This window comes from Luteimonas rhizosphaericola (genome assembly GCF_029888045.1).
Lineage (GTDB): Bacteria > Pseudomonadota > Gammaproteobacteria > Xanthomonadales > Xanthomonadaceae > Luteimonas > Luteimonas rhizosphaericola.
The window spans coordinates 150,218-164,762 of sequence record NZ_JARXRN010000021.1 but is presented as its reverse complement, the minus strand read 5'-3'; the positions used below and the strand labels follow the sequence as shown (position 1 = coordinate 164,762).

17 protein-coding genes, 1 tRNA gene and 1 other RNA gene are annotated in these 14,545 nt (G+C 73.0%); 13 read left to right on the top strand and 6 right to left on the bottom strand.

What is annotated here, in order from left to right; all coding sequences use genetic code 11:
- Nucleotides 1-8: 8 nt before the first annotated feature.
- Nucleotides 9-1,061, bottom strand: a complete 1,053-nt coding sequence (locus tag QFW80_RS07140; RefSeq protein ID WP_280600885.1) for a glycosyltransferase family 9 protein — start codon at nt 1,059-1,061, stop codon at nt 9-11.
- A 19-nt stretch (nt 1,062-1,080) separates the two neighbouring features.
- On the opposite strand from QFW80_RS07140, the gene QFW80_RS07135 reads away from it, so the two are divergent.
- The 9 genes from QFW80_RS07135 (at nt 1,081) to QFW80_RS07095 (ending at nt 6,973) form a co-directional block, all read left to right on the top strand.
- A complete protein-coding gene (locus QFW80_RS07135; protein WP_280600883.1) occupies nt 1,081-1,833 on the top strand; it encodes a 3-deoxy-D-manno-octulosonic acid kinase in 753 nt (250 codons plus the stop codon).
- A 62-nt stretch (nt 1,834-1,895) separates the two neighbouring features.
- Entirely contained in the window at nt 1,896-2,654 is a 759-nt protein-coding gene (locus QFW80_RS07130; RefSeq protein ID WP_280600881.1) for an MBL fold metallo-hydrolase, read from the top strand.
- The gene (gene moaA / locus QFW80_RS07125) at nt 2,651-3,673 is read left to right on the top strand and encodes a GTP 3',8-cyclase MoaA (protein WP_280600880.1); all 1,023 of its coding nucleotides are present in this window, start codon (nt 2,651-2,653) and stop codon (nt 3,671-3,673) included. The genes QFW80_RS07130 and moaA overlap by 4 nt, the downstream gene beginning before the upstream one ends.
- 10 nt (nt 3,674-3,683) lie before the next feature.
- A complete protein-coding gene (locus QFW80_RS07120) occupies nt 3,684-4,073 on the top strand; it encodes a nuclear transport factor 2 family protein (protein ID WP_280600878.1) in 390 nt (129 codons plus the stop codon).
- Entirely contained in the window at nt 4,070-4,558 is a 489-nt protein-coding gene (gene moaC / locus QFW80_RS07115) for a cyclic pyranopterin monophosphate synthase MoaC (RefSeq protein WP_280600877.1), read from the top strand. The genes QFW80_RS07120 and moaC overlap by 4 nt, the downstream gene beginning before the upstream one ends.
- The gene (locus QFW80_RS07110; protein WP_280601371.1) at nt 4,555-4,800 is read left to right on the top strand and encodes a MoaD/ThiS family protein; all 246 of its coding nucleotides are present in this window, start codon (nt 4,555-4,557) and stop codon (nt 4,798-4,800) included. Before moaC ends, QFW80_RS07110 begins: the two co-directional genes overlap by 4 nt.
- Nucleotides 4,797-5,279 (top strand): molybdenum cofactor biosynthesis protein MoaE, encoded by a 483-nt coding sequence (locus QFW80_RS07105; protein WP_280600875.1) that lies wholly within the window; start codon nt 4,797-4,799, stop codon nt 5,277-5,279. Before QFW80_RS07110 ends, QFW80_RS07105 begins: the two co-directional genes overlap by 4 nt.
- A 95-nt stretch (nt 5,280-5,374) precedes the next feature.
- Complete coding sequence (locus QFW80_RS07100) at nt 5,375-6,382, top strand: Vgb family protein (RefSeq protein ID WP_280600874.1); 1,008 nt, start codon at nt 5,375-5,377, stop codon at nt 6,380-6,382.
- Between the two features lie 30 nt (nt 6,383-6,412).
- The gene (locus tag QFW80_RS07095; RefSeq protein WP_280600873.1) at nt 6,413-6,973 is read left to right on the top strand and encodes an energy transducer TonB; all 561 of its coding nucleotides are present in this window, start codon (nt 6,413-6,415) and stop codon (nt 6,971-6,973) included.
- Nucleotides 6,974-7,188: 215 nt separating this feature from the next.
- On the opposite strand, the gene ffs is transcribed toward QFW80_RS07095, so the two are convergent.
- An RNA gene (gene ffs / locus QFW80_RS07090) (signal recognition particle sRNA small type) lies at nt 7,189-7,285 on the bottom strand.
- Between the two features lie 62 nt (nt 7,286-7,347).
- A tRNA-Ser gene (locus QFW80_RS07085) sits at nt 7,348-7,440 on the bottom strand.
- 161 nt (nt 7,441-7,601) lie between these two features.
- On the opposite strand from QFW80_RS07085, the gene dnaX reads away from it, so the two are divergent.
- The 4 genes from dnaX (at nt 7,602) to QFW80_RS07065 (ending at nt 11,006) form a co-directional block, all read left to right on the top strand.
- Nucleotides 7,602-9,398, top strand: a complete 1,797-nt coding sequence (dnaX, locus tag QFW80_RS07080) for a DNA polymerase III subunit gamma/tau (RefSeq protein ID WP_280600872.1) — start codon at nt 7,602-7,604, stop codon at nt 9,396-9,398.
- 6 nt (nt 9,399-9,404) lie between these two features.
- Entirely contained in the window at nt 9,405-9,725 is a 321-nt protein-coding gene (locus QFW80_RS07075) for a YbaB/EbfC family nucleoid-associated protein (protein ID WP_280600871.1), read from the top strand.
- 91 nt (nt 9,726-9,816) lie between these two features.
- Nucleotides 9,817-10,410, top strand: coding sequence for a recombination mediator RecR (gene recR / locus QFW80_RS07070; RefSeq protein ID WP_280600870.1), 594 nt, complete (start codon nt 9,817-9,819; stop codon nt 10,408-10,410).
- Between the two features lie 245 nt (nt 10,411-10,655).
- Nucleotides 10,656-11,006: a histidine triad nucleotide-binding protein gene (locus tag QFW80_RS07065; RefSeq protein WP_280600869.1), complete on the top strand. Its 351-nt coding sequence runs from the start codon at nt 10,656-10,658 to the stop codon at nt 11,004-11,006.
- A gap of 21 nt (nt 11,007-11,027) precedes the next feature.
- Here QFW80_RS07065 and QFW80_RS07060 read toward each other — a convergent pair whose 3' ends face one another.
- Genes QFW80_RS07060 through QFW80_RS07050 form a run of 3 tightly spaced genes read right to left on the bottom strand, consistent with a single transcriptional unit; the run spans nt 11,028 to nt 14,444 of the window.
- On the bottom strand, nt 11,028-11,510 hold the full coding sequence (locus QFW80_RS07060; RefSeq protein ID WP_280600868.1) for a Slp family lipoprotein: 483 nt from the start codon (nt 11,508-11,510) through the stop codon (nt 11,028-11,030).
- Complete coding sequence (locus QFW80_RS07055; RefSeq protein ID WP_280600866.1) at nt 11,507-13,483, bottom strand: transglutaminase TgpA family protein; 1,977 nt, start codon at nt 13,481-13,483, stop codon at nt 11,507-11,509. Before QFW80_RS07055 ends, QFW80_RS07060 begins: the two co-directional genes overlap by 4 nt.
- Complete coding sequence (locus QFW80_RS07050; RefSeq protein ID WP_280600864.1) at nt 13,470-14,444, bottom strand: DUF58 domain-containing protein; 975 nt, start codon at nt 14,442-14,444, stop codon at nt 13,470-13,472. Before QFW80_RS07050 ends, QFW80_RS07055 begins: the two co-directional genes overlap by 14 nt.
- Between the last annotated feature and the right edge of the window lie 101 nt (nt 14,445-14,545).

Below are 14,545 nucleotides of genomic sequence, written 5' to 3'. Positions count from 1 at the left end.
GCACCGCCTCAGCCGTGGTCGGCGCGGTAGCGCTCGAACGCCGCGATCGCGTCGTCCACGGTGACCAGGTCCATCACCCCGTCGGCCTCGATCTTGGTGCCCCATGCGAGGTCCGCGGCCGGCTTGCCGAGGTACCTGCGGGCCGCGTCGTCGTAGCGGTCCACGCAGTAGCGCCGGTCGGAATACGGACCGCTGCGCGCGGGGTTGCTGGCGGCATGCAGGCCCAGCACCTTCGTCCCCATCGCGTTGGCGATGTGCATCGGACCCGAGTCCGGGGTGACCACCAGCGTCGCGCGTTCGAGCAGCGCCGGCAGCTGCTTGAGCGTGTCCTTGCCGACCAGGTCGAGCGCGGGCGCGTGCATGGCCGCCTGGATGGCGTCGGCGGTCTCGCGCTCGAGCGCGCTGCGTCCGCCGCACAGCACCACGCGCCAGCCCTGGCTGGCGGCGTGGTCGGCCAGCGCGGCGTGGCGGTCGGGGAACCAGTTGCGGCGCACGTGGCTGGAGCATGGCGAGATCACCAGCGTCGGCGCGCCGTCGTCGGGCCACTGCGCCCGGGCCCAGTCGCGCGCATCCTCCGGTACCGGCAGGTCCCAGCGCGCCGAGTCCTGGCGCAGCCCGAGCGGCTCGCAGAAGCTGCCGATGGCGTCGAGCACGTGGATCCCGGGGCGATCGGGGATGCGCTCGTTCACGAACAGGCCGTGCAGGTCCTTCGACCGTGCGCGGTCGTAGCCGACCCGCCTCCGCGCCGGCAGGAAGGCCGACAGCAGGTTCGCGCGCGCGGCCACCTGCATCTGCAGCAGGGCGTCGAACCGGCGCCCGGAAAGTCCCCGTCGCAGCGCGCGCATGCCGGCCAGGCCGCTGGCCTTGTCGTAGACGATGAACTCCACCCCGGGCAGTCCATCGAGCAGGCGCTGCTCGCCCTTGCCGATCACCCAGGTCAGCGCGACCTCCGGCCAGGCGTCGCGCAGGGTGTGCACCAGCGGCAGCACGTGGGTCACGTCGCCCAGCGCCGACAGGCGCAGCAGGCAGATCGAGCGGGGAACGACGGGGACGGGCGTCACGGCTTGATAGACTCGCTGGATGGCCGCGTTCGACGCCACTGAGAGCTTGACGCCCTTCCACGACGATCGTGGCAGCGGGGAATATGGCGCGATTCTGTTCGACATGACGCAGCTGCGGCAAGTCGACCCGCGCTGGTTCGATCCGCACGAGTGGGGATCGCGTGCGCAGCAGGTCGACGGCAGCGGCCGCGGCGGCGCCTGGTTCATCGATGCCAGCCACGGCCCGCTGGTGCTGCGCCAGTACCTGCGCGGCGGGTTCGCCGCGAAGCTCAGCCGCGATCGCTACGTGTGGCGCGGCGCCAACCGCACCCGGAGCTTCGCCGAGTTCCGCCTGCTGCGCGAACTGCTGCGGCGCAAGTGCCCGGTGCCGCAGCCGGTGGCGGCGTGCTATCTGCGCGGGCGCTTCAGCTACCGGGCGTGGATCATCGTCGAACGCCTGGCGGGCGTGCGCTCGCTGGCGTCCCTGCTCGAGGCGGACGAGGCGCCGTGGGAGGCGACCGGGCGGCTGGTCGCGCGCTTCCATCGCGAAGGCCTCGACCACGCCGACCTCAATGCCCACAACGTGCTGTTCGACGAGGCCGGCAAGGGCTGGATGATCGATTTCGACCGCAGCCGCATGCACATTCCCGCCACCGCCTGGCGCGAGGCCAACCTGCAGCGGCTGCTGCGCTCGCTGCACAAGGTGGCCGGCGATGCGCGCCGCGAGGCGGTGGAGGCCGGCTTCGGCCGCCTGCGCGCGGCCTACGACGCGCGCTGGGCGAAGGGCAACTAGGCCGTGGCCGTGCCCATCCGCCCGATCTGTGCCCCCGAAGCCACCGCGGCGGGCACGCCGCGATGAGCTGGACGCTGCGCTTCCACGGCGTGGGCAACGCCTCGGCCACCGAACTCGGGTCGCCGATGGCCACCATCGAGCGCGACGGCGCGCCGTGGCTGACCATCGACTGCGGCAGCGAAGGCCTCACCGCCTGCCTGGCGCAATACGGCACGCCGCCGCGCGCGCTGTTCGTCACCCATACCCATCTCGACCACGTCGGCGGGCTGGAGCGGCTGTTCGTATCGGAATATTTCGACGCCGCGCGCCGCGGACGGATGCCGCTGTACGTGCCGGCCCCGCTCGTGCCGCTGCTGCACCGGCGGGTGGGCGACTATCCCAACGTGCTGGCCGAGGGCGGCGCCAACTTCTGGGATGCGTTCCGGGTGGTGCCGGTGGGCGAAGCGTTCTGGCACGACGGCGTGCGCCTGGAGGTGTTCCCGGTGCGCCACCACTGGCCCGACACCGCCTTCGGCCTGCGCCTGCGCGGCAGCCTGGTGTTCACCGGCGACACCCGCCCGATCCCGGAACAGCTGCGCCTGCGTGCGGACGCGGGCGAGCTGGTCGCACACGACTGCGGCCTGCACGGCAATCCCTCGCACAGCGGGGTCGACGACCTCGAACGCGAGTATCCACCGGAGCTGCTGTCGCGTTGCGTGCTGTACCACTATGCCTCGACCGCCGACGGCTACGCGCTCGCGGCGCGTGGGCATCGCGTCGCGCGTCCGGGCGAGGCCTTCGCGCTCGCCTCGCCGCATGCGATGCAGGTCGACGTCGGATGAGCGCGCAGCCGCATCCGCTGCTCGCGCCGCTGGACCGGCTCGGCCGTCCGCTGCGCGACCTGCGCCTGTCGGTGATCGAGGCCTGCAACTTCCGCTGCGGCTACTGCATGCCCGCCGATCGGGTGCCCGACGACTACGGGCTGGACGCGGCGGGACGGCTGTCGTTCGACGAGATCGAGGCCCTGGTGCGCGGCGCGGCGCGGCTGGGGGTGTCCAAGCTGCGGATCACCGGCGGCGAGCCGCTGCTGCGCAAGGGACTGCCGGCGCTGGTCGCGCGGCTGGCGCGCATCGACGGCATCGACGACCTGGCCATGACCACCAATGGCACGCTGCTGGCGCCGCACGCGCGCGCGCTGCGCGAGGCGGGCCTGCGCCGGCTGACGGTAAGCCTGGACGCGCTGGAGCCGGCCCTGTTCCGGTCGCTGTCCGGTGGCCGCGGCGAGGTGGCCGACGTGCTGGCGGGAATCGCGGCCGCCGAAGCCGCCGGCTTCGATGCGCTCAAGATCAACTGCGTCGTCCAGCGCGGCGTCAACGACGACCAGGCGCTCGCACTGGTCGAGCGCTTCCGCGGCAGCGGCCACGTGGTGCGCTTCATCGAGTACATGGACGTGGGCACCTGCAACGGCTGGCGGCGCGACCGCGTGGTGCCCTCGGCCGAACTGCGCGCGCGCATCCATGCACGCTGGCCGCTGCGCGCGCTCGATGCCCAGTATCGCGGCGAGGTGGCCGAGCGCCACGCGTTCATCGACGGTGGCGGCGAAGTGGGCTTCGTCAGCTCGGTGACGGCGCCGTTCTGCGGAGACTGCCACCGCGCGCGGGTGTCGGCCGACGGCCGGCTCTACACCTGCCTGTTCTCCGCCGAAGGCATCGACCTGCGGCCGACCCTCGCCCAGGGCGAGCTGGCCGTCGCCGAACGCCTGGCCGGGCTGTGGCGCGCGCGCGCCGACCGCTACAGCGAGGTCCGGGGCAGCGCGGATGCGCCGCGACGCCACGTCGAGATGTTCCTGATCGGCGGATGAGCCTGCCCGCGTGCTGACGGAAGAGGACTGCCGCCACGTCGAGTCGCTGGAGCGCGCACTGCTCGACCCCGTTGTGCGCGCCGACCGCGCTCGCGTCGAGGCGCTCCTGGCCGACGATTTCATGGAGATCGGCGCCTCCGGCGCGGTCTTCGGCAAGCAGGCGGCGCTGGACGCGGTTCCGGCCGAACGCGGCGGCGTGGCCTTCGAGGCGAGATCGATGCGCACGCGTGCGATCACGCACGACGTCGCCTGCGTGACCTACGCCGCGACCCGCACGCAGGGCGCCGACGTGCGCCGGTCGTTGCGCAGCTCCTGGTGGCGTCGCGAGTCTGGCGGGCGCTGGCGGATGGTCTTCCACCAGGGGACGCCGGACACCGGCATCGGTACCATGGACGCATGACGCCGGCGAAGACGCTCACCCACCTCGATGCCGACGGGCGCCCGGCGATGGTCGACGTGTCCGGGAAGGCGGTGAGCGCGCGCCAGGCCCTGGCCGAATGCAGGGTGCGCTTCCCGGCCGCGGTCGCGGCGCAGTTGCGCGCCGCGGGCCTGCGCAGCGCCAAGGGTGGCATCGTCGACACCGCGGTGATCGCCGGCACGATGGCGGTCAAGCGCACGCATGAGTTGATTCCCTTCTGCCACCCGCTGCCGATCGACGGCGTGCGCATCGCCATCGACTGGCACGGCGAGCGCGAACTGCGGATCGAATGCGGGGTGAAGACCGTGCACCGCACCGGAGTGGAGATGGAGGCGCTGACCGGCGCCACCGTCGCCGCACTGACCGTGTACGACATGTGCAAGGCGCTCTCGCACGCGATCGTGATCGGTCCGGCGAAGCTGGTCGGCAAGCGCGGTGGCAGGCGGGACGTGGGAGCGGTCGGCTGATGGCGCGGGTGACCCTGCTGTATTTCGCCAGTCTGCGCGATGCCGCGGGCACGGGGTCGGAAGCGCTGGACACCGATGCGCCCGACTGCGCCGCGCTGTACGAGCAGGCGCGTGCGCGGCACGGGTTCGCGCTGCCGCGCGAGCGGATGCGGGTCGCGGTCGACGGGGCCTTCGCGCGCTGGGACGAGCCGCCGCGCGAGGGCAGCGAGATCGCGTTCATCCCGCCGGTGTCGGGCGGATGATCGACGCGCCGGTACCGGGGCCGGGCGAGGGCGATGCGCGACTGTTCGCGATCGCATCCCGGCCGTTCGACATCGCGCCGCTGCGCACGCGGCTGCTGAACGATCGCGCCGGCGCGTACGCCGCGTTCGAGGGCTGGGTGCGCGACCACAACGACGGGCGCGCGGTGCGCGGCCTGCGCTACGAGGCCTATGTCGAGCTGGCCGAGGCCGAAGGCCGCCGCATCGTGTGCGAGGCACTGGATCGCTTCGGCGCGCTGGATGCCTGCTGCGTGCATCGCGTGGGCGAACTGGCGATCGGCGAGCTGGCGGTGTGGGTCGGCGTCAGCGCCGCGCACCGCGCCGCCGCGTTCGACGCCTGCCGCTGGATCATCGACGAAGTGAAGGCCCGCGTGCCGATCTGGAAACACGAACACTACGCCGACGGCGACGCGGGCTGGCTGCATCCGCGCCCGACGGGATCCACCGCTCCCGGAACCTGACGCTGTCGCCACGGGCGTCTGCGCCGGGCCGCCCGCTCGAGGCGCCAGGGCTTCAATGCGTTCCGCCCTCGCGGACGCCTCGCAAGGAGATCGCCGTGATCCGCTTCGCTGCATGGCTGCTCGGACCCCTTCTGTGCCTCGCCAACGCTGCCGCCTCCGCCCAGGGCACGCTGCTGGTCGGCAACAAGAGCGACGACACGGTGTGGCGGCTGTCGCTGGAGGACGGCCGCCGCCTCGGCGAGAGTCCCACCGGCGCCGGGCCGCACGAGATCGCGGTGTCGGCCGATGGCCGGCAGGCGATCGTGACCGACTACGGCCACCAGCAGCCCGGCGCCTCGCTGAGCGTGCTCGATGCGACGTCGGGTGACCCCCTGCGCACGATCGACCTCGGCGGACACGGCCGGCCGCACGGCATCCGCCTGCTGCCCGGTGGCGACGCGCTGGTGACCACCGAAGCGAGCGACGCCCTGCTGCGCGTGGACCCGGGTGCCGGGACGGTGGCGCAGGCGATCGACGTCGGCGCGGGCGTGGGCCACATGGTCGCGGTCTCGCGCGACGGGGCCACGGCCTACGTCAGCAAGATCGCCGCCGGCACCGTGTCGCGGATCGACCTCGCGAGCGGGCGCAAGACTCGCGAGGCGCCGGCGGGCAAGGGCGCGGAAGGCATCGAGGTGGCGCCCGACGGCCGGGTCTGGGTGACCAACCGCGAGGACGACACGCTCACCGTGCACGATCCCGACACCCTGGACACGCTCGCCACCCTGTCGAGCGAAGGCTTCCCGATCCGGGTCGCGTTCACGCCCGACGGCCGCCACGCGTTGGTGACCAACGCGAAGGCCGGGACCCTCGCGGTGTTCGATGCCGCCAGCCATCGCCGGGTGGCGACGGTGGCGCTGCGTCCCGAGGGATCGGAAGCGGGCGAGACGCTGCTGGGCCGGGGCGCGATGCCCATCGGCGTGGTCGCCGACCCGGCGCGGCCGCGCGTCTATGTGGCGATCAGCGGGGCCGACCGGATCGCCGTGATCGACGCGGTCGAGTGGCGCGTGCTGGACATGTGGGCCACGGGTCGCCAGCCCGATGCGCTGGCCATCGTTCCCGAGTAGGCTGGCCCGTCCCCAGGGATGGAGACACGCATGCGCGTTGGGCTGATCGTGTGCCTGGCGACTGCCGGCATGGGCGGCTGCCGGACGGCGCCACCGGCCCCGCCGCCCGAGCCCGTGCCGAGCGTGGACACGGCCCTGGTGCCGCCGCCCGCGGGGGCCACCCACCTGCAGCTCGATTCCAGCCAGGCGTTCGTGTTCCCGCAACTGCTGGAATCGCCGCTGCCGGCGTATCCGCCCGAACTGCTGGCGCTGCGACTGGCACCGGTCGAGGTGTGCGTCGAGGTGGACATCGGTGCCGACGGGCGCGTCGGCGCGGTCACCCGTCGCCGCGATGCGGCCTGTGCCGGGGCGGATGGTCCGCACGCGGCGCGGTTCGCCGGGGCGGGGGAGCAGGCGGTGCGCCTGTGGACGTACGATCCTGCGCTGGTCTGCCGCACGTCCGACGGCCGCGCGGTGGAGGATGCCTGCGCCGAACCCGACGCCATCGACACGCCGGTGGCGCTACGCCTGTCGTACGCGTTCTTCTTCAGCCAGCAGGACGGCAAGCCGAGCGTGGAACGGACCTCGGGCGCGGAGTCGGGTAGCCACTGACGCGCAGCGGCGCGCCGTTCGTTCACCGCGCCGCGCGTCGCCGTCGGAGGCGATCTGCTCACACCGTCGCCACGGGCCCGGCGAGCGAAGTGGCGTTACCTGACATGGAGATGGCCCCGCCAGCTTGCCGCGCCGCGCGTCGCCGTCGGTCGTGATCTGCTCACACCGTCGCCACGGGCCCGGCGAGTGAAGTGGCGTCGCCTGACATGGCGATGGCCCCGCCAGCTTGCCTCGGCACCCGCGTCGATCGATACCGTTGCTGCCTTCCGGCCCTGGCGGAGTTTTCGACCTAGCGTCGCGAGGGGCCGACGGGGCCACCATGGAGACTTGCAGATGAACAGATGAAACGCCCCTCCCGGGGCGCTTCAAGGATCTGGCGGAGAGAGGGGGATTCGAACCCCCGAAGCGCGGTTTAGACGCTTACACACTTTCCAGGCGTGCTCCTTCAACCACTCGGACACCTCTCCGCAGGTCCCGGCAGGCGGCGTCCGGCCGCACGCAGGGGCGCAAAGTCTAGCGGCGGCCGGCCTTTACCACAACCGAACGGGTGGGGGCCGGGAACGGCGATGCGCCGTGTGGAGCATCCGCCGGGCGGGCAAAACCGGGCGCGGCGCGGCACAATGGACCGATGTCGTATCTCGTCCTCGCCCGCAAGTGGCGCCCGAAGCGGTTCGCCGAGCTGGTGGGCCAGGAGCACGTGGTCCGGGCGCTGTCCAACGCGCTGGACTCGGGCCGCGTCCACCACGCCTACCTGTTCACCGGCACCCGCGGGGTGGGCAAGACCACCATCGCGCGCATCTTCGCCAAGAGCCTGAACTGCGAGCAGGGCACCGGCGCCGATCCCTGCGGGATCTGCGAGACCTGCCAGGCGATCGACGCCGGCCGCTACATCGACCTGCTGGAAATCGACGCGGCGTCCAACACCGGCGTCGACAACGTGCGCGACCTGATCGACAACGCGCAGTACATGCCCTCGCGCGGCCGCTACAAGGTCTACCTGATCGACGAAGTCCACATGCTGTCCAAGCCGGCGTTCAACGCGCTGCTCAAGACGCTGGAGGAACCGCCCGAGCACGTGAAGTTCCTGTTCGCGACCACCGATCCGGAGAAACTGCTGGTGACGGTGCTGTCGCGCTGCCTGCAGTTCAACCTCAAGCGCCTGGACGAGGCGCAGATCGGGGGCCAGATCACGAAGATCCTGGCGGCGGAAGGCATCGCCGCCGAACCCGGCGCGATCACGCAGCTGGCGAAAGCCGCGGACGGCAGCCTGCGCGACGGCCTGTCGCTGCTCGACCAGGCGATCGCCTACACCGGCGCGGCCGCCGGGGCGGGCACGCTGGCGGACGAGGCGGTGGCGCGGATGCTGGGAACGGTCGACCGGACCCGCATTGGCGCGCTGCTCGAGGCGCTGGCGGCCGGCGACGGCGCGCGGCTGATGGCCGAGATCGAGGCGCTGGCCGAGGTCTCGCCCGACTGGTCGGGCGTGCTCGACGCGCTGGCCGCGGCCCTGCACCGGATCCAGCTGCGGCAGCTGGTGCCGGGCATCGCCGGGGCGGACGATGCGATGGATGTCGCGCCCCTGGCCGACGCGCTGCGTCCCGAACTGGTGCAGCTCTGGTACCAGATGGCGCTCGGCGGCCGTCGCGACCTGCCGCTGGCGCCCAGTCCGCGCGCCGGCTTCGAGATGAGCCTGCTACGGATGCTGGCGTTCCGGCCGGTGGATGGCGCCGCGCAGGGCGGCGGCAGCGAAGCGGCGGCACCCGCGGCGATGTCGTCGTCGGGCGGGCGTGGCGCGGCCGCCGCCGCGCGCGCTGCGCTGGAGGCCGACGTGGCCGCGCCGGCGCGCCGCGCCCCGACCGTCGAGCCGGCCGCGCGCAAGCCGGCCGCCGCTCCCGCCGTCGCGCCGCGCCCCGCCACGCCACCGCCGCAGACCCGCGCGCCTGCCGCGGCACCGGCCGGCGATGCGTCAGCGTCCCGTGCACCCGCTTCCGCGCCGGCGTCAGGCAGGCCCGCACCCGCGCCCGGCGCGGGGCTCGATGCGTCCGCCTGGCTGGACCTGGTCGGCGGCCTGGTCCTGCGCGGGCCGGTGCGCGAACTCGCCGCGCATGCGGCGTTCGTGGACTGGCGCGAGGGCGTGCTGCGGCTGTCGCTGCCGGCCAGCGACGATCACCTCAAGGCGCCGTTCCTGGTCTCGCAGCTCGCCCAGGCGCTGGCGCCGGCGCTGGGCGACGCGCCGCAGATCCGCTTCGAGGAAGCCGTCGCGTCCGCCGGCGAGACCCTGCATGCGCGCCATGCCCGCGAGCGTGACGCGCGCCAGACCGCGGCCGAGCAGGCCTTCCTGTCCGACCCGCAGGTGCAGCGGCTGATGCGGCAGCAGGGCGCCCGGCTGGTGCCCGATTCCATCCGACCCTACGACGAAGGCTAGACGAACATGCGTGGAAACATTGGCCAGCTGATGCAGCAGGCGCAGAAGATGCAGGAAAACATGCAGCGCGTGCAGCAGGAGATCGCCGCGATGGAAGTCACCGGCAGCGCCGGTGGCGGCATGGTGAACGTGACCCTGTCGGGCAGCAAGGAGTGCCGTAAGGTGCGGATCGATCCGAGCGTGCTGTCGGACCCGGAAATGGCCGAGGACCTGATCGCGGCCGCGTTCAACGACGCGTCCAACCGGATCGACGCCGCCTCGCGCGAAAAGATGGCCGGCGCCACTGCCGGCATGCCGCTGCCGCCGGGCGTGAAGCTGCCGTTCTGAGCGCCGCGCCGGTGGCTCGACGGCCCGTGACCGCCTCCGGGATCGTGTCGCCGGACGGACGTTCCTCCACCCGTGCACGCCCTGCCTGCCGATGTCATCCCTGCTCGAACAACTGATCGAAGCCTTCCGCATCCTGCCCGGGGTGGGGCAGAAGACCGCGCAACGCATGGCCTACCACGTGCTTGAACGCGAGCGCGAGGGCGGGCGGCGCCTGGCCGCGGCACTGGCCGAGGCGGTGGAGCGCGTCGGCCACTGCACCCGCTGCCGCGATTTCAGCGAAACCGTGGTCTGCGCCACCTGCGCCAGCGCGGCGCGCGACGCGCACCAGCTGTGCGTGGTGGAGTCTCCGGCCGACCGCCTCGCGATCGAGCAGGCCACCGGCTACCGGGGCCTGTACTACGTGCTGCAGGGAAGGCTGAGTCCGCTCGACGGCATCGGCCCGCGGGAAATCGGCCTCGACCGGCTGGCCGAACGGCTGGCGGAGGGCGAGGTGCAGGAACTGATCATCGCCACCAATCCCACCGTCGAGGGCGAGGCGACCGCGCACTATCTCGCCCAGATCGCGCGCCAGCACGGCGCCCGGCCGAGCCGCCTCGCCCACGGCGTTCCCCTCGGCGGCGAGCTGGAGTATGTCGATCGCGGCACGCTCTCGCACGCCTTCGGGTCGCGCAGCGAGATGGCCTAGGCGCGCCGGCAGGTGGATCGCGCTGCGGCTCACGCGAGACCGCAGCGGCGCCCTGTCCCGCGCAGCATCGCCGCCGCCGCGGCCGGGAATTGCGCGCGGACGGCGGCGGCCGTCGACACCGGCCGGCCGCGCGCATCGGCCGGCGAACGCGTCGCTCGCTGACTCGACGTCCGTGATACGGGCGCGTGACCGGCGCCTGCACGCACGCGGGCGGTATGCTTGACGCGAACCAGGACCGCCACGCCATGCCCACCATCTTCCACAAGATCATCCGCCGCGAGATCCCCGCCGAGATCGTGTTCGAGGACGAACACGTCATCGCGTTCCGCGACATCGCGCCGCAGGCGCCGGTGCACGTGCTGTTCGTGCCCAAGGACACCTACGCGACGCTCGACGACGTGCCCGCGGACCGGCCCGAGATCGTCGGGCGCCTCGCGGTCGCGGCCGCGCGCTACGCGCGCGAGCAGGGCTTCGCCGAGGACGGCTACCGGATCGTCATGAACTGCAACGGCGACGGCGGCCAGACCGTGTTCCAGCTGCACCTGCACCTGTTGGCCGGCGCGCCGCTCGGCCGCTTCGGGGTGAGTGCGGGCTGACCCGCCGCGGCGGACGCGTGCTCACCACCAGCCCCACCACGGCCACGGCGCGGGCCGGGTGATCGCGTTCGTCTCGCGTCGCGGCCACAGGTACACCACGTCGGCGTCGATGCGCGGGAAGCGGTAGTCGTACCCGCCGATGCGCCGGGTCTCGTAGCCGGCGATGTGGCCGGTGAAGGTGACCTCGCGATTGATTTCGAACACGGACGGATCGTAGAAGCCGGTGCGGCAGGCGATGAAGCGGCCGTTGCTGTCGTCGCTCGCCCAGTACGGGCGGCCGGTGGCGGTCAGTCGGGTGGAGATCATCTCGAAGCAGGTCTCGTCCGCGCGCGGCTCGACCTGCACGATGCGCCCGCCCCAGCGCACGGGTGTGCCGGTCGCGTCGGACTCGAGCACCGCATGCGGCGGCGTCTCGACGAAGCTGCCCTGCAGCGGCCTGGGCTGAGAGGCGCAGGCGGTGAGCAGCAGCGCGGCGGCGACGAATGCGAGGGGGCAGCGGATCATGGCGGGGTATCCGGTCGGGCGGGACGGGCGGGGCGGTGGCCGCGCAGATCCCGGATCAGCGGGCGCGGATCGCCCGCCCCGGCACCGGGAGCGTAACGCCAACGCGTGAATCGCGCAGCGAGTGCGCGCAGTGTCCCGGCACCGTCCGGGTACGCAGCCGCCACCCGCGCGGCCCAGGCCATGGCCGGCTCGTGCGGTTCGCGCGCGAGCCCCAAGTGCGCATAACGGCGGCCGAGCCGGTGCCAGGCGCGCAGCACCGGATCGCCACTGCGTTCGGCACGTGCGGTGAGCCACAGCATCCACGCCAGCGCGAGTCCCGCGCAGGCCGCGAACAGCGCCACCAGGCCGCGGGTGCCGGTGTTCTCCAGCCCGACCGGCCGCAGGATGGCGAGCTGCCGCGCGGCGTCGAAGCCGAGCACGAGGTCGTTCCAGCCACGGCGCAGCCAGTCGCCCAGGTCGAGCATCGGGGTCACCCCCGGCAACCCCCCGAAACCGCCGCCGCCGGCGCGATCGTCGATCGTGTCGTAGATCCGCTCCGGCGCCACCGCGGCGGTCGGGTCCACGCGGACCCAGCCGCGGCCCTGCAGCCAGACCTCCGCCCAGGCGTGCGCGTCCTCGTTGCGGACGATCCAGTAGTTTCCGATCGGGTTGCGTCGCCCGCCCGCATAGCCCGTCACCACGCGGGACGGGATGCCGGCGGCACGCATCAGCACGACGAAGGCCGAGCTGAAGTGTTCGCAGAACCCCTGCTTCCAGTCGAACAGGAATTCATCGGCCGCATGACGCCCGGGCAGTGGGGTGGACAATGTGTAGCCGAATTCGTCGCGCACCATCTGCAGCGCGCGGTTGACGATCGCGATGTCGCCCGCCGGCCCGTGCTCGCTTCGCCACTGGCTGGCCAACGCGAGCGTGCGCGGATTGAACCCGTCGGGTAGCGCGAGCGCACGCGACCGCGTGTCCGGTGCCAGTTCCGCATCGAACCGGAGCGGCGCGGCGGCCGACATCCGCCAGCGCGTCACCGAGGTCAGGGCCCGGTCGCTGCGCAGGACGTATTCCGAGGTCTGGCGGACACCCGGAGGTGTCTCGCGGACGAGTTCCAGTGCCACCAGCGTATCGCGCTCGGTCGGTTCCACCTCCATCAGGTAGCGCCAGACCGTCGGTCCCGCCGTCGCCTCCGGTACCGCGCGGCGTTCCATGTCGCGCGCGCGACGCCACGTGCGGCCGTCGAAATCCAGCAGCACCGGCCCGCGCCAGTACATCTGCGAGGTCGGCGGCGTCGTGCCCTGGAACGTGACGCGCAAGGCCGGGCGGTCGTCGTTCATCATGTCCAGCCATTCGCCGGGCGCCATCTCGTCCGACAGCCCCGGCCGCGACAGGACCCGGTCCGGCACGCCCCACAGCGGAGACCCCATGCGCGGGAACAGCCAGAACGCCGCCAGCGCGAGCGGCAGTCCGATCGCGACCAGGCGGGCGACGGTGGTCATCCGCTGCCGGGCCGTCGAGGTCGAATGGTCGCCCGATTCGTCCGCCGACAGCTGCAGCAGCGCGACCAGCGCGCAGGTGGCACCGGCCAGGCCGAGCAGCAGCGACAGTGGACCCTGGTCGAGCAGGAAGGTGGAGAACGGCGCGAACAGGGCGAATCCGATCAGGCTGCGTGCATCGCGCACGCTGGCGAGTTCGCCGGGCTTGAGCGCCAGCATCATCGCCAGCAGGGCGCAGGCGACGTCGCGTCCCAGGGCGAAGCGGAACGTCGCCAGAACGCCGCCGACCAGGGCGATCGCCAGCAGGACGCGCAGCCAGTTCGGCAGCGGCCGGCGACGCGACAGCGCGCCGACCACGACCGCAACGGCGACGGCGGTGGCCGAGATGCCGGGCGGCAGCTGCGGCAGCAGCGGCAGCAGGCACGTCGCGCCCGCGGCGAGCGTCCACGTGCGGCCGGCTTTCGAGAGGGGCGGAGCGTCAGCGCGGGCCATCGTCGTTCCCCGGGAGCAGCGCCAGTGCGCGCAGGCACGTGTGGCGATGCACCGCGCCGGCACCCGGGCCGATCATCGGTTGGCCCGGCAGCCACAGGCTGTAGCGGCGCGACTCGCGTTCGGCCTCGTCCACCCAGCGCGCCAGTCGCCGGATGCGCTCCTCGTTCCGCAGGGCGGCCAGCGCGCGCCAGTCGAGCACGATCGCTGCGCCGAGCGGCTGCTCGAACTCGCGCACCAGCAGCGCGTCCCGCCGCGCGGAGGCTTTCCACGCGACCGCGCGCCGGCTGTCGCCGCGGCGCCAGTCGCGCAGGTGGTGGACGTCGTCGCCGGCCGGATGCAGGCGCGACTGGGGGCTGTCGCCCACGCCCTGCGGCAGCGGCGGCCCGGCCGCTTCCGGCGCGGGATACACCAGCAGCGGCGCATCGGCCCACACATAGCCCCAGGCGCGCGCGAGCCCGAGCAGCCGGGTGGTCGAGACCCGGATGCGGCCTGGGTCCATCCAGCCGCGTCGCGTGGTCGGGAGGGCCAACACCGCCTCGCCCGCACCGTCCTGCAGCGAGAGAACGGCCGCGGCGCCCGCGCATTCCACGCGCAGCCCGCGCCGGGCGCGGCCGGGCGCGGCGCGCACATGCACGCGCAGCTGCAGCGGCATGCCCGCGGGCACCGGTTCGGCACCGATGGCATGCACCTCCAGGCCGCTCAGCTGGAGCTGCGCCTGCAGCAGGCTGGCCACGCCGGCGCCGGCCAGCATCAGGCACAGCAGCAGGGCCGGGTTGTTGTTGTAGTTCAGCGCGCCCACGCCCATGGTGAGCAGGAGGACGGCGAAAAACGCACCGAAGGCCGTGGGCAGCACGTAGATCCGGTGGCGGTCGAACCGGATCGGGAGCGACACCGGCGAGCGGCGACGCACCCAGCGTTCGAAGCGGGCATCCACCCGTTGGCGCAGTCGGGTCGGTGTCATCGCGCCGGTGCGTGTGCCGGGGGTGGTCGCGAAGCGGCTGCCACGATGCGGGCCATCCCGGCTGCGTGCCCGCTGCACGGCATCGTGGCGGAGCGTGGCGG

Coding starts and splice junctions, on each gene's coding strand:
- QFW80_RS07130 (WP_280600881.1), top strand. CDS start 1,896: ATGAGCTGGACGCTGCGCTTCCACGGCGTGGGCAACGCCTCGGCCACC.
- QFW80_RS07055 (WP_280600866.1), bottom strand. CDS start 13,483: ATGGCCCGCGCTGACGCTCCGCCCCTCTCGAAAGCCGGCCGCACGTGG.
- QFW80_RS07095 (WP_280600873.1), top strand. CDS start 6,413: ATGCGCGTTGGGCTGATCGTGTGCCTGGCGACTGCCGGCATGGGCGGC.
- QFW80_RS07075 (WP_280600871.1), top strand. CDS start 9,405: ATGCGTGGAAACATTGGCCAGCTGATGCAGCAGGCGCAGAAGATGCAG.
- QFW80_RS07065 (WP_280600869.1), top strand. CDS start 10,656: ATGCCCACCATCTTCCACAAGATCATCCGCCGCGAGATCCCCGCCGAG.
- QFW80_RS07105 (WP_280600875.1), top strand. CDS start 4,797: ATGATCGACGCGCCGGTACCGGGGCCGGGCGAGGGCGATGCGCGACTG.
- QFW80_RS07060 (WP_280600868.1), bottom strand. CDS start 11,510: ATGATCCGCTGCCCCCTCGCATTCGTCGCCGCCGCGCTGCTGCTCACC.
- dnaX (WP_280600872.1), top strand. CDS start 7,602: ATGTCGTATCTCGTCCTCGCCCGCAAGTGGCGCCCGAAGCGGTTCGCC.
- recR (WP_280600870.1), top strand. CDS start 9,817: ATGTCATCCCTGCTCGAACAACTGATCGAAGCCTTCCGCATCCTGCCC.
- QFW80_RS07050 (WP_280600864.1), bottom strand. CDS start 14,444: ATGACACCGACCCGACTGCGCCAACGGGTGGATGCCCGCTTCGAACGC.
- QFW80_RS07135 (WP_280600883.1), top strand. CDS start 1,081: ATGGCCGCGTTCGACGCCACTGAGAGCTTGACGCCCTTCCACGACGAT.
- moaC (WP_280600877.1), top strand. CDS start 4,070: ATGACGCCGGCGAAGACGCTCACCCACCTCGATGCCGACGGGCGCCCG.
- moaA (WP_280600880.1), top strand. CDS start 2,651: ATGAGCGCGCAGCCGCATCCGCTGCTCGCGCCGCTGGACCGGCTCGGC.